This is a genomic window from Ideonella sp. A 288, from assembly GCF_002198735.1.
Lineage (GTDB): Bacteria > Pseudomonadota > Gammaproteobacteria > Burkholderiales > Burkholderiaceae_C > Pseudaquabacterium.
In genome coordinates this window covers 1-12,503 of the sequence record NZ_MWLO01000099.1, presented here as the reverse complement: position 1 = coordinate 12,503, position 12,503 = coordinate 1, and the positions used below count along the sequence as shown (strand labels likewise).

The 12,503-nt window shown below is 73.0% G+C and carries 14 protein-coding genes; 6 read left to right on the top strand and 8 right to left on the bottom strand.

What is annotated here, in order from left to right; genetic code table 11:
* The first annotated feature begins 7 nt into the window (after window positions 1-7).
* On the top strand, window positions 8-925 hold the full coding sequence (locus EOINJALH_RS09400) for a patatin-like phospholipase family protein (RefSeq protein ID WP_234413750.1): 918 nt from the start codon (window positions 8-10) through the stop codon (window positions 923-925).
* Window positions 926-962: 37 nt separating this feature from the next.
* On the opposite strand, the gene egtB is transcribed toward EOINJALH_RS09400, so the two are convergent.
* The 3 genes from egtB to EOINJALH_RS09385 are packed head-to-tail and all read right to left on the bottom strand — an operon-like array spanning window position 963 to window position 3,146.
* Entirely contained in the window at window positions 963-2,159 is a 1,197-nt protein-coding gene (egtB, locus tag EOINJALH_RS09395) for an ergothioneine biosynthesis protein EgtB (protein ID WP_234413749.1), read from the bottom strand.
* Window positions 2,160-2,172: 13 nt separating this feature from the next.
* A complete protein-coding gene (locus tag EOINJALH_RS09390) occupies window positions 2,173-2,796 on the bottom strand; it encodes a class I SAM-dependent methyltransferase (RefSeq protein WP_199873260.1) in 624 nt (207 codons plus the stop codon).
* The gene (locus tag EOINJALH_RS09385) at window positions 2,793-3,146 is read right to left on the bottom strand and encodes a multidrug efflux SMR transporter (RefSeq protein WP_088280093.1); all 354 of its coding nucleotides are present in this window, start codon (window positions 3,144-3,146) and stop codon (window positions 2,793-2,795) included. Before EOINJALH_RS09385 ends, EOINJALH_RS09390 begins: the two co-directional genes overlap by 4 nt.
* A 166-nt stretch (window positions 3,147-3,312) precedes the next feature.
* On the opposite strand from EOINJALH_RS09385, the gene egtD reads away from it, so the two are divergent.
* Both egtD and EOINJALH_RS09375 read left to right on the top strand, forming a co-directional pair.
* Complete coding sequence (gene egtD / locus EOINJALH_RS09380; RefSeq protein WP_088280092.1) at window positions 3,313-4,272, top strand: L-histidine N(alpha)-methyltransferase; 960 nt, start codon at window positions 3,313-3,315, stop codon at window positions 4,270-4,272.
* On the top strand, window positions 4,269-4,829 hold the full coding sequence (locus EOINJALH_RS09375) for a sigma-70 family RNA polymerase sigma factor (protein ID WP_088280091.1): 561 nt from the start codon (window positions 4,269-4,271) through the stop codon (window positions 4,827-4,829). Before egtD ends, EOINJALH_RS09375 begins: the two co-directional genes overlap by 4 nt.
* Before the next feature lie 30 nt (window positions 4,830-4,859).
* Here EOINJALH_RS09375 and EOINJALH_RS09370 read toward each other — a convergent pair whose 3' ends face one another.
* Together EOINJALH_RS09370 and EOINJALH_RS09365 are read right to left on the bottom strand one after the other, a co-directional pair.
* Window positions 4,860-5,417 (bottom strand): isochorismatase family protein, encoded by a 558-nt coding sequence (locus tag EOINJALH_RS09370; RefSeq protein ID WP_088280090.1) that lies wholly within the window; start codon window positions 5,415-5,417, stop codon window positions 4,860-4,862.
* Window positions 5,414-6,205, bottom strand: a complete 792-nt coding sequence (locus EOINJALH_RS09365) for a TetR/AcrR family transcriptional regulator (protein ID WP_088280118.1) — start codon at window positions 6,203-6,205, stop codon at window positions 5,414-5,416. Before EOINJALH_RS09365 ends, EOINJALH_RS09370 begins: the two co-directional genes overlap by 4 nt.
* A gap of 148 nt (window positions 6,206-6,353) precedes the next feature.
* On the opposite strand from EOINJALH_RS09365, the gene EOINJALH_RS09360 reads away from it, so the two are divergent.
* A complete protein-coding gene (locus EOINJALH_RS09360) occupies window positions 6,354-7,997 on the top strand; it encodes a 4-hydroxyphenylacetate 3-hydroxylase family protein (protein WP_088280089.1) in 1,644 nt (547 codons plus the stop codon).
* Window positions 7,998-8,086: 89 nt separating this feature from the next.
* On the opposite strand, the gene EOINJALH_RS09355 is transcribed toward EOINJALH_RS09360, so the two are convergent.
* From EOINJALH_RS09355 to senA, 3 genes are all read right to left on the bottom strand, one after another.
* On the bottom strand, window positions 8,087-8,431 hold the full coding sequence (locus EOINJALH_RS09355) for an Hpt domain-containing protein (protein ID WP_144289947.1): 345 nt from the start codon (window positions 8,429-8,431) through the stop codon (window positions 8,087-8,089).
* Between the two features lie 17 nt (window positions 8,432-8,448).
* On the bottom strand, window positions 8,449-9,117 hold the full coding sequence (locus tag EOINJALH_RS09350) for a response regulator (RefSeq protein ID WP_088280087.1): 669 nt from the start codon (window positions 9,115-9,117) through the stop codon (window positions 8,449-8,451).
* Window positions 9,118-9,235: 118 nt separating this feature from the next.
* Window positions 9,236-10,471: a selenoneine synthase SenA gene (gene senA, locus EOINJALH_RS09345; RefSeq protein ID WP_088280086.1), complete on the bottom strand. Its 1,236-nt coding sequence runs from the start codon at window positions 10,469-10,471 to the stop codon at window positions 9,236-9,238.
* Window positions 10,472-10,490: 19 nt separating this feature from the next.
* Between senA and senB the strand changes: the two genes are divergently transcribed.
* On the top strand, window positions 10,491-11,456 hold the full coding sequence (gene senB, locus EOINJALH_RS09340) for a selenoneine biosynthesis selenosugar synthase SenB (protein ID WP_088280085.1): 966 nt from the start codon (window positions 10,491-10,493) through the stop codon (window positions 11,454-11,456).
* The coding region (selD, locus tag EOINJALH_RS09335; protein ID WP_144289946.1) for a selenide, water dikinase SelD at window positions 11,453-12,503 on the top strand (1,051 nt) is incomplete at its 3' end. The genes senB and selD, both read left to right, overlap by 4 nt.

The following is a 12,503-nucleotide window of genomic DNA, read 5'->3' as shown; positions in this document are numbered from 1 at the left end:
GGCCAGGGTGACCCCCGCCCGGCGTCGCGCGCTGCAGGCCGGTGCCGCCTGGTGCGTCGGCGGCGGGCTCGGTGTCGCGCTCGGTGGTGGCCTGCTCGGCTGCACGCTGGCCCCCGACGTCGACCACGACGGCCCCGATGCGCCACGGCCCGGTCCGCTGGCGACCTCGCCCCGCGTGGCCTGGGTGTTCAGCAGCGGCGGGCCGCGCGGCTTCGTGCACGTGGGCGTGCTCAAGGCGCTGGATGAGTTGAAGCTGCGGCCCGACCTGATCGTCGGCGCCTCGGTGGGTGCCTTGGTAGGCGTGCTCTACGGCTCGGGCCTCTCGGCGCTGGAGGTCGAGGCGCTGGCGCTCGACCTCGGCCCGACCAGCATGGCCCGGCTGGCCATCGGCAGCGAGGGCGGCGAGCGCTTCAGTGGTGCGCCGTTGGCCGAAGTGGTGCGACGGCACGCACGCTTTCCGCTCCTCGAGCGCCTGCCCGTGCCGGTGGCCTGCGTTGCCGCCTGGCCCGAGGGCGGCGTGGTGGCCTTCACGGCCGGCGACGTCGGCCTGGCCGTGCAGGCCTCGGCGGCGGTGGAGGGGCAGTTCACGCCGCTGCGCATCCGTGGCCGCCGGCATGTCGATGCCGACCGCTTCCGGCCGCTGCCGGTGCGCGACGCGCTGCAGCTCGGCGCCCGGCGGGTGCTGGCGGTGGACGCCTCGGCGCACGAAGACCGAGCCCCCGAGGCGGCGCAGCGCTACCGCGAAGGCGATCTGCGCAAGCGCGCCCTCACACGGCCCGACGCCGAATCGGCCGACCTGCTGCTGCACCCCGACTTCGGCTACTGGGTGAACCTGTCGCGCGAGTTCCGCGAGCGCGCCATCGCCGCCGGCTACCGCGACACGATGGCCAGGGCCAGCCAGTTGCGGGCCCTGCACGCGGCCTGAGGGCGCGCCGGCCGATTGGCCGACGCGCCCCCGCGGGTCACCCCAGGTCGCGCGCCAGCCGAAGCCCGGTGAACTGCCAGCGCGCGTCGGCCGGGAAGAAGTTGCGGTAGCTCGGCCGGGTGTGCGAGGCCGGCGTGGCCAGCGAGCCGCCGCGCAGCACCTGCTGGTTGATCATGAACTTGCCGTTGTATTCGCCCGCCGCGCCGGCCCAGGGCTTGAAGCCCGGGTAGGCCACATAGGGGCTGGCCGTCCACTGCCAGGCCGCGCCGGTGCACTGCGCCAGGCCCGAGCCCGACCGGGCCGCCGCCGATTCCCACTCGGCCTCGGTCGGCAGGCGTGCGCCGGCGCAGGTGGCGTCGGTGGCGGCGCGCCAGCGCGCGTAGGCGTCGGCCTCGTAGCAGCTGATGTGCAGCACCGGCGAGGCGGCCTGCAGTGGCCGCAGGCCGCGCAGCGTGAAGACCTGCCAGGCGCCGTCGCCATCCTGCCGCCAGTGCAGCGGCGCCTCGATGTGCTGCTGCTGCACCCAGTCCCAGCCGGCCGACAGCCACCAGCGCGGATCTCGGTAGCCGCCGTCGTCGATGAAGGCCCGCCAGTCGCCCTCGTCGACCAGCCGACGCGCCAAGGCGTGCGGCTCGAGCAGCGTGCGGTGGCGGGGCTGCTCGTTGTCGAAGCAGAAGCCCGGGCCGCCGTGGCCGATCTCGACGATGCCGCCGTCGAAGGTGGCCCAGCCCTCGGCGCCCCCCGACCCGGCGGGCAGCGGCGCGTCGGCGTCGTACACCGGCCCCAGCGGGTTGCACGACAGCAGGTGCAGCAGGTCGGTGAGCAGCAGTTCCTGGTGCTGCTGTTCGTGCTGCAGGCCGAGTTCGACCATGTGGTCCAGTGCCGGCGTCCGCGGGCCGTCGAGCAGGCGGGCCATGCGCTCGTCCACCTGGGCACGGTAGGCGCGCACGGTGGCCAGGCCGGGGCGGGTGACCAGGCCGCGCTGGGGCCGCGGGTGCTTGTCGCCGACGGTGTTGTAGTAGCTGTTGAACAGCACCCGGAAGGCCGGCTCGAAGGGCCGGAAGCCACGCTCGTGCGCTTCGAGCACGAAGGTCTCGAAGAACCAGGTGGTGTGCGCCAGGTGCCACTTGGCGGGGCTGGCGTCGGGCATGGACTGCACCTGGCAATCCTCGTCGCTCAGCGGCGCCACCAGCGCCAGCGTGCGGGCGCGTGTGGTCAAGAAGCGGTGCAGCATCGTCGGCGGCCCTTCAGGCGGTGCGCAGCACGCCATGGGCGATGTAGCCCATGCCCCACTGCGTGGATTCAAGGTGAAAGCTGGCGCAGCGGGCCTTCACGCGGTCCCAGGGAGACCACATGTCGGCCGCGCGCACGTTGTAGGGCCGGTTCTTCAGCCAGGGCAGCAGGTTGAGCGGGCCGGTCCACCACGGGAAGAACTTCATGCCGGCCATCGCGATGCGCGCCCCCGGCCTGGCCTGGCGCAGCAGGTTGTCCACCGCGGCCGGCGTGCGGGTGATGTCGTGCACGTAGTTGAACAGCAGCGCGTCCGCGGGCTCGGGCAGCTGCACCGTCTCGGCCGGGGCGCAGGTGTGCCACAGGTTGGGCCAGCCCGCGGCCCGCACCCGGTCGCAGGCCCGCGCGTGCATGTCGGGGCTTTGCTCGAAGGCCAGCACGCGGCCGCCCGGCCCCACCGCGTCCAGCAGCGGGGCATAGCTCAGCCCGGTGCCGGCGCCGATGTCCAGCACCACGTCGCCCGGCTGCAGGTGCAGGAACGCAATGGTGCGCAAACGCAGCGGCATCGTGCGCGTGGCGCTGGCGTCGTAGCCGACGGCGTGGCGCCGGTAGCGCTCGATCGAACGTTCGTTGGGTGTCACGCCGCGGCCTGCTTCGACGCCAGGTGCAGGCCCAGCACGCCGACCACGATGAGCGCGGTGCTGGCGATCTTCAGCGCCGTGACCGGCTCCTTGAACCAGACGTAGCCGATGGCCGCGGTGAGCACCGTGCCCACGCCCGACCACACCGCGTAGACCACGCTCAGCCCCAGTGTGCGGATGACCATGGCGTTGAGCATGAACGAGACGCCGTAGAACAGGAAGATCATCACCGACGGCGTCAGCCGCGACAGGCCTTCGCTCAGGCGCATGCTGGTCGTGCCGCCGACCTCGAACAGGATGGCCACGGCGAGAACGGACCAGGCCTGGGTGGTGTTGAGGTGGGGCAGCATCGTCGTCGGTTGGGCGGACTGGCGTTGAGGGTCGGCCAGTGTCGTGGCCCGTTACCGCGCTGGCGGCAGGTCGACCATCTTAGCCATGACGCCGACGGGGTGGGTTCGGCGGGATTGGCGATACTCGGAGCCCTGTCGCCCACGCCCCACCCACGGCCCGCCCACGATGTCCAGCCTGCGTTTCCTGCAACTTCACCGCGAGGACGACCATGCGGTGCGCGCCGAACTGGCTGCGGGCCTGGCCGAGACGCCGCCGCGGGTGTCGCCCAAGTTCCTGTACGACGCGCTCGGGTCGCGCCTGTTCGAGGCCATCACCGAACTGCCCGAGTACTATCCCACCCGCACCGAGCGGCTGATCTTCGAGACCCACCGCCAGGCCATCGCCGAAGCCGTCGGGCGCGGCCGCACCCTGGTCGACCTGGGCGCCGGCAATGGCGAGAAGGCGGCGGCCTGGTTCGAGGCGCTGGCGCCTCGGCAGTACGTGGCGGTGGACATCTCGGTCGACCACCTGCGCCACGCCCTGGCCAGCCTGCAGCAACGCCACCCCGGGCTGCCGATGCTGGGCCTGGGGGTGGACTTTGCCGACAGCCTGCACCTGCCGCCCGAGGTGGGCCCGGGCGACCGGCTGCTGTTCTACCCCGGCTCGTCGATCGGCAACTTCACGCCCGATCAGGCGCTGCGCTTCCTGCGCGACGCGCACCGCGAGGCGCAGGGCGGCGGGCTGCTGATCGGTGTCGACCTGGTCAAGGACAAGGCCCTGCTCGACGCCGCCTACGACGATCCGCTGCAGGTCACCGCGGCCTTCAACCGCAACCTGCTGCGCCGGCTGAGCCGCCTGCTGGGCTGCGATGCCGACGTGGCCGACTTCGAGCACGTGGCCTTCTACGAACCGCGGCAGCAGCGCATCGAGATGCACCTGCAGGCCCGGCGCGCCCTCGAGCTGCGCTGGCCCGGCGGGCACAGGGTGCTGGCGGCCGGCGAGCGCATCCACACCGAGAACTCGTACAAGCACACGGTCGAAGGCTTCGCCGGCCTGCTGCGAGATGCCGGCTTCGGGGCGGTGCGCCACTGGACCGATCCCCAGCACTGGTTCGCGGTGTTCTCGGCCGCGGCCGCACCGGCTTGAATCCGAACGACGCGCTGGACGCCCTGGAGGCCCGCCTGCGGCCGCAATGGCTGCAGGCGCGCGACGGCGACGAGGCCGCCTACCGCCGCTGCCTGGACGCCCTGGCCCGCCGCCTGCGAGGCTACTTCGGCCGCCGCCTGCACGGGCCGGTCGACGAGATCGAAGACCTGGTGCAGGAGACCCTGCTCGCGCTGCACCTGCAGCGCGGCACCTACGACCCCACGCTGCCGCTGCTGGCCTGGGTGCACGCCATCGCCCGCCACAAGCTGGTCGACCTGCTGCGCCGCCACGGCCGCAAGGAAGCGCTGCACCTGCCGCTGGACGACCTGCCCGAGGCGCTGCACCCCAGCGTCGACGACGAGCCCGATGCGCGCCACGACATCGCCCGACTGCTGGCCAGCCTGCCGGCGGCGCAACAGCACGCCATCGTGCGCACCAAGCTCGAGGGCCTGTCGGTGGCCGAGGCGGCGCGCCTGGGCAATGTGTCGGAATCGGCGCTGAAGGTGCAGGTGCACCGCGGGCTGAAGAAGCTGGCCGAGCGCCTGCGCGGCGGCTGATCGGCCCGGCCGGGCGGCGGTGGCCGGCCGTCAGGCGCCCTTGAGCACCGGCAGCACCGCCTTGAACCGGGCGTGCTGGCAGCTGCGCAACCACTCGAACACCACCATCTCGGTGCTGGCGATGCCGATGCCGGCGTCGCGCATCCGGGCCATGGCCAGCGCATGGTCGCCTGCGTTGCGCGAGCCGCAGGCCGGCGCCACCACCCACACGCGCCAGCCGGCGCGGCGCAGCCCCAGCGCGGTCTGCATCAGACACACATGGGCCTCGCAGCCGGCGACGACCAGCTCGCGCGACCGGCCCGCGGCGCTGGCCTCGACGAGGTCGAGCAGGCCGTCGGCGCAGGCGTCGAAGTGCATCTTCGCCAGCGTGGTCTCGCAGCGCTCGCGCAGCGACGCCACGTTGGCGCCCAGGCCGCGCGGGTTCTGCTCGGTGCCGACGGTGCGCATGCCCAGCACCTGCGCGGCGTCGGCCAGGCGCTGCGCCTCGGCCAGCACGCGCGGGTGATCAGCGATGGCCGGCATCAGGCGCTGCTGGTAGTCCACCAGCACCAGCGCCGCGGGGTCGGGGGCGATCAGGTCGGTCGTCATCGCGGGGTCTCCTGGGGGCGGCGAGGGCGGGCGCGGGTCGTTCGCGCGACGGCGGCGTGGGTGGATGTGGACATGGATTCACAACGCACGATCAGCGCGTCCAGGTGCCGCGCGAACAGCACCTGCGCCGATTGCCTGAACATGCGGATGCGGCCGGTGTGGCTGAGCACCAGCAGGCCGACGATCTGCGCGAACAGCGCGGTGGTCTCGGCCTGCGCGGCGGCCACGCCCAGGCCCAGTGCCTGCAGCGCCTGGCGCGAGGGCGTCAGCGCGTCGCGCAGGCGGGCGTTCAGCGCGTCGTTGAGCGCGGGCGTCAGCCCGCGCGGCTGCATGCCGTCGAACAGGTAGAAGCCCAGGTCGAGGTCACGCGGGTGCTGCCGGTAGAAGTCGAAGAAGGCGATGGCCCGCGCGCGCAGCTCGGTGGCGGCGTCGTCGCCCGCGGCGGGCGCGGCCACCGCGGCGTTGAGCCGTTCGAGCGATTCGCCCAGCAGCGCCGCGTACATCTCCTCCTTGCTGGCGAAATAGCTGTAGATCGCGCCGGGCGTGTAGCCCGCGCGGCGGGCGATCTCGCGCAGGCTGGCGCGCTCGAGGCCGAGTTCGAGGAAGGCCTCGCGCGCCGCGGCCAGCACCAGTTGCCGCTTGGCGTCGGCCACGGCGCGCTGGCGCAGCGCCCGCGGTGCCGCGGCGGCCGCAGCGGTGGCTTCCGCAGGGGCGGCAGGGGCGGCGTCCGCAGGGGCTGCAGGGGCGGCGTCCGCGCGCGGGCGCCGCAGGGTCGCGGGTCTGGCCATGCGGTCGATGATACGCTTGCTCAGTGGATTGAACACTGTTCAAATCAGGCCGTTGATCGGGCTCGCGCCTGCGACGGCTCCCTCTATCGGCACCCTGCCTGCGCGACCCCCACCCGCCCTGCACCTGCACCCAGCCGACGGAGCCTCCATGCCCCACGATCTTGCCGCCGCACCTGCCAGCCCGACGCTGTCGGCCAGCGGCCTGATGACCGGTGCCGACTACCGCGACTCGTTGCGGCGCCTGCGCCCGGTGGTCTACGTCGACGGCCGCCGCATCGAGTCGGTGGCCGACGAGCCCGCGCTGCAGCCGGGCATCAACGCCCTGGCCGTCACCTACGACCTGGCGCACGACGACGCGGCGGCGCCGCTGATGCGCGCGCGCCAGTCGGCCAACGGCCTCACGGTCAACCGCATGCTGCACGTGGACGAGTCGGCCGGAGACCTGCTGAACAAGCTGGAGGCCGTGCGCCTGCTGTGCCAGGAGACCGGCTGCGCGCAGCGCTACCTGGCGCACGACGCGCTGTCGGCCATCGCCCAGTCGAGCGCGCGGCTCGACGACGCGCTGGGCGGCGCCGAATATCGCGGCCGCTTCGCCGACTACCTGGCGCAGGTGCAGCGGCAGGACCTGTCGCTGGGCATCGCGATGACCGACGCCAAGGGCGAGCGCTCGAAGCGCCCGCACGAGCAGGCCCACCCCGACGCCTACGTGCACATCGTCGAGCGGCGCGCCGACGGCGTGCTCGTCTCGGGCACCAAGGCCATCGTCACCGGCGCGCCCTACATGCACGAACTGCTCGTCATGCCGGGCCGCGCGATGGGCGAGCGCGATGCCGATTTCGCGGTGTGCTGCGCGGTGCCGGTGGACGCCCCGGGCCTGACCATCGTGGCGCGCCCGGCCGGCCGGCCCGGCGACAAGCTCGAGCATGGCGCGGCGTTGTTCTCGCGGCGCTACGGCCAGTCCACTGGCGTGGTGATCCTCGACCGCGTGTTCGTGCCCTGGTCGCGCGTGTTCCTGGCCGGCGAGTGGCAGCATGCCGGCGCGTTGACGCACGACTACGCCACCCACCACCGGCACAGCTGCATCGGCGCGCGCGCGGGCTTCGGCGACCTGCTCATCGGGGCCGGCGCGCTGATGTGCGAGGCCAATGGCCTGGACCCCGGCAGCACGCCCAGCCTGCGCGACCCGATGGTCGAGCTGATCAAGATCACCGAGGGCTTCTTCGCCTGCGGCGTGGCCGCCAGCGTCTACGGCACCGCCGACCGGCTGAGCGGTGGCTTCATGCCCGAGCCGGTGTTCGCCAACATCGGCAAGCTGCTGCTGGCAACGCAGATCTACGACATGCACCGGCTGGCGCACGAGGTGTCGGGCGGCCTGGTGGTGGCGTTGCCCGGCCCGGACGAAGACCACAACCCGGCCACCGCCGCCACGCTGGCCGAGGTGCTGCGCGCCAACCCGGCCGTGCCCTACGACAAGCGCATCGAGGTGGCCCGCTTCGTCGAAGACCTCACCGCCTCGTACCAGGCCGGTTGGTACTCGGTGATCAGCCTGCACGGCGGCGGCTCGCCGGCGGCGATGAAGCAGGAGATCTGGCGCCGCTACCCGCTGGGCAACAAGGTCGACCTGGTCGAGCGGCTGCTCGACCGCGGCGTGCTGGCGCCCACCCCGGGCACCGAGGCCGACCGCGCCATCACCCGCAACCGGCAGCCCGGCCGCTGCTGCGATGCGGGTTGCACGGCGCCGGGGCAGGCGGTGATGGTGCCCTTGCCCCCGGCGGCGAAGCACGCCGGATGATGCAGTCGTTGCGGCGAAGCCGGCCGGATGATGCAGTCGTTGCGGCGAAGCCCGCCGGATGACGCCTGCCCGGCGGCCGGGCAGGCCGGTCAGGGCGGCGCAGGCGAGGCGGCCAGTGACAGCAGGGCCGTGCGCAGGCCAACCCATTCCTGGCACGCGTCCGAGGCGCCGGCCGCGGCACGGTGTTCCACCGCGGCCGCATGGGCCGCCAGCACCGGGTGCCCCAGCGTCAGCAGCACGGTCTTCAGGCTGTGCACCACGCGGCGCAGGCTGAGCAGGTCGCCCGAGGCGCAGGCGGCGTCGCACTGGCGGGCGTCTTCATGGAACTGGCGCAGGCAACTGGCCCGGAACGCCTCGTACAGGGGCCGATCGCCGTCGAAGTAGGTGTCCACAGCCTGCTGCTGCGCGACCGAGGCGTCGGTGGGTGAGGCCATCGCGTCGGCCTCGCGCGTCACAGTGCCTTGCCGTTGCCGGGCTTGCTGCGGGTGCAGGCCTGCAGCAGCGGCGGCAGGTCGCGCACGATCTGCGTCTTGTGCACCACCGGCACGCCGCCCAGCGCAAAGGCGTAGGGCGCGCGCTGCGCCTCGTCGAGCGCGGTGACGACGATCAGGTGGCTGTGGCTGAACTGCGGGTGCGAGCGCAGGCTGGTGATCAGCGTGGCGCCATCGATGCCGGGCAGCAGGATGTCGACGATCAGCACGTCGGGGTCGAGCCGGCCGGCCATGGCCAGGCCGGCGATGCCGTCGTCGGCCAACTGCACGTCGGCGTCGGGCAGGTGCTTGCGCAGCATGATGGACAGCAGGTTCTGGTAGTGCACCGAATCCTCGATCACCAGCACCCGCATGCGCGTGCGCGCGGCGATGTCCACCACGTTGGGCAATGCCGGCGCCGGGCCGGACGGCCGAGTGCCGTTGCCACCGCGATCGACCTGCCGCTCCACCAGCCAGCGCTCCACCGACTGGCGCGAGATGCGGCGGTGTCCCCCCGGCGTCTTCCAGGCCTCGAGGTCGCCGCGGTCGACCATCATCTGAACCGAGCGCACGGCCATGCCGAGCATCCGCGCCACTTCGAGGGTGGTGAAGTGCTCTGGCGCGTCCTGCGGGGCCGGCGACACAGTCATGATCATCAATTCTGCCGGATAACCAGCGGACCAGAGGCGGTTGACAGAGGCATGCGGGGCGTTCGGGTGATATTGCCGGCACGTCAGACCGGTGTCAGGTGGGCGGTGGGCACCCCGATCAGATGGCGCAACTGCGGAAGCCGGCAAAGATGTCGTTCCGGTCGGCCGGGAAGTAGTTCCGGTAGGCGCTGTGCCGCAGCCGGCTCGACGTCGCGAACGACGCGCCGCGCAGCACCGGCCGGCCGTCGAACCAGGGCATCGAGTAGTCGCGGTAGGGGTGCGGCTCGAAACCCGGGTAGGGCACGAAGGGGCTGGCCGTCCATTCCCACACCTGGCCCCAGGCAAAGGCCCCGCGGTCGGCGCCGGCGCGCTCGGCCGCGCAGGCCCATTCGGCTTCGGTGGGCAGGCGGCGCCCGGCCCAGCGGCACCAGGCCTGGGCCTCGTGGGCGCTCAGGTGCACCGCGGCGGCGTCGGGGTCCACCGGCTGCCAGCGGCCGAACACCGCGCGCTTCCAGCCGCCGTGCTCGTCGTCGGGCGACAGGTGGCGCGGCCGCGCGGCAGGCTGCCGCTGCCGCCAGGCCCAGCCCTCTGGCGTCCACCATCGGGCATCTTCGTAGCCGCCCGCGTCGACGAACGGCAGGTAGCGGGCCCAGTTGACGGCCGAGCGGTCGATGGTGAACGCGTCCACGGCCACCTCGTGCGCGCCGCATTCGTTGTCGAAGGCGAAGCCCGCGCCGCGGTGGCCGAGCGTGATCGTCTGCGCCGGCAGGGCCCAATCACCGGCCGGCCCGCCGGGCGCCGGGCGGTCCTGCGCGGCGGCGCCATCGAGCGCGATGCCCAGTGTCTGCGCCATGTAGACCCAGGCCTCGCAGTGCATCTCTTCGTGGTGCAGCGCCAGGCGGTGGAAGTACAGCGACGCATCGTCGGACGCGGTGTGTGCCAGCAGCGCCAGCGTGCGCTCGCGCACGGCGGCGGCATAGCGCAGGGTGCGGTGCTCGTCGGGCAGGTCGAGGTGCCAGCGGCGGGTGTGGGCCACGCGGCTGGAGTTGTACAGCGCGTCGGCCGCGGGCAGCCAGGCGGCGGCGCGGGCCACGTCGGGGTCGGCCGCCACGCCCAGGTGGCGCTGCGGGTTGCGGCCGATCCAGTGTTCCTCGAACCACGCGATGTGGCCCAGTTCCCACAGCGGCGGGTTCAACTCGCCCAGGTAGCGCACCTGCCAGCCGCCGCCGGCCAGCGCGCGGCCGTAGGCCTGCCACAGCGCCAGCAAGCGCGTGCGGGCCTCGGTCAGGGCGGTGGCCAGGGCCTCGCGGTCGGCATGGCGGATGGCAAGGGCGTCGGCGGCGGGGTGGTTCATCGGCGTTGTAACCTTCGGCATGGCCCGCCCCTCACTCGTCCTGGTCACCCCCGCGCTGGCCGCGGCCAACAACGGCAACTGGCAGACGGCAAGGCGCTGGGCCTCGATGCTGGCCGCCGATTATCGGGTTCGCGTGCAGCTGCACTGGGACGGCGAGCCCGCCGACGCGATGATCGCGCTGCACGCGCGGCGCTCGGCCGACGACGTGGCCGCCTGGCATGCGCGACACCCAGGCCAGCCGCTGGTGCTGGCGCTCACCGGCACCGACCTGTACCGCGACATCGCCGTCGATGCCACCGCCCAGCGTTCGCTCGACTGCGCCGACCGGCTGGTGGTGTTGAACGAGCGCGGCCCGCTGATGCTGCCGCAGCCGCTGCGCGCCAAGGCTGTCGTCTGCCTGCAGTCCAGCCCCACGCGCCGGGCGCTGCCCAAGACCACCCGCCTCCTGCGCGCGCTGATGGTGGGCCACCTGCGCGACGAGAAGCGGCCGCAGACCTACTTTGCCGCGGCCAGGCGCCTGGCCGGGCGCTGCGACATCCTGCTCGACCACATCGGCGGCTCGCTGGAGCCGGCGCTGGGCCAGGCGGCCACCGCCCTGCAGCGCGAGCAGCCGCGCTACCGCTGGCTGGGCGCGCTGGACCACATGACCACGCGCCGCCGCATCCAGCAGGCCCATGTGCTGGTGCACTGCAGTGCGATGGAGGGCGGCGCGCAGGTCATCATCGAGGCCGTGGCCTGCGGCACGCCGGTGCTGGCCTCGCGCATCGACGGCAACCTGGGGCTTCTGGGCGACGATTACGCGGGTTGCTTCGATCTGGGCGACGATGCCGCCCTGGCGAGCCTGCTGCAACGCTGCCGAGACGACCCGGCGTGGTTGCCGCGGCTGCACGCACAATGCGCCGCGCGCGCGCCGCTGTTCGAGCCGGCGCACGAGCGACATGTCCTGCGCACCCTGATGTCCGACCTGCTGGAGTCCCGACCATGAGCACCCCTTCCGACACCGCCTGCGCCACCCCCGGCCCCGTGCGTCTGACCTCGCTGTCGCACGGCGGCGGCTGCGGCTGCAAGATCGCGCCCGGCGTGCTCAGCGAGATCCTCAAGGGCACCACGCAGATGCCGGTGCCGCCGCAACTGCTGGTGGGCATCGAGACGGCCGACGACGCCGCGGTGTACCAGCTCAACGACGAGCAGGCGCTGATCGCCACCACCGACTTCTTCATGCCCATCGTCGACGACCCGTTCGACTTCGGCCGCATCGCCGCCACCAACGCCATCAGCGACGTCTACGCGATGGGCGGCACGCCGATCATGGCGCTGGCCCTGGTCGGCATGCCGATCAACGTGCTCAGCACCGAGGTCATCGGCCGCATCCTCGAAGGCGGCAACAGCGTCTGCCGTGCCGCCGGCATCCCCATCGCGGGCGGCCACACCATCGATTCGGTCGAGGCCATCTACGGCCTCGTCGCGCTCGGCCTGGTGCACCCCAAGCGCGTGCGGCGCAATTCGGATGCGCGCGTCGGCGACAAGCTCATCCTGGGCAAGCCGCTGGGCGTGGGCGTGATGTCGGCGGCGCTGAAGAAAGACCAGCTGGACGCCGACGGCTACGCCCGCATGATCGCCACCACCACCAAGCTCAACACCCCGGGGCCCGACCTGGCAGCGCTGGAGGGCGTGCACGCGCTGACCGACGTCACCGGCTTCGGCCTGGCCGGCCACGGCCTCGAGTTGGCGCGCGGCGCCAAAGCCCTGGTGGTGATCGACTGGCCCCGCGTGCCGCTGCTGCCGGGCGTGCGCGAACTGGCGGCGCAGGGCTTCGTCACCGGCGCCTCCGGCCGCAACTGGGGCGGCTACGGTGCCGAGGTGGTGCTGCCCGACGGCTTTGCTCCAGCCGACAAGGCCCTGCTCACCGACCCGCAGACCAGCGGCGGCCTGCTCGTCACCTGCGCGCCCGAGTCCGTGCCCGAGGTGCTGGCAGTGTTCCGCCGGCATGGCTTCGACGCGGCGGCGGAGGTGGGTGAGGTGAAGGCGGCGG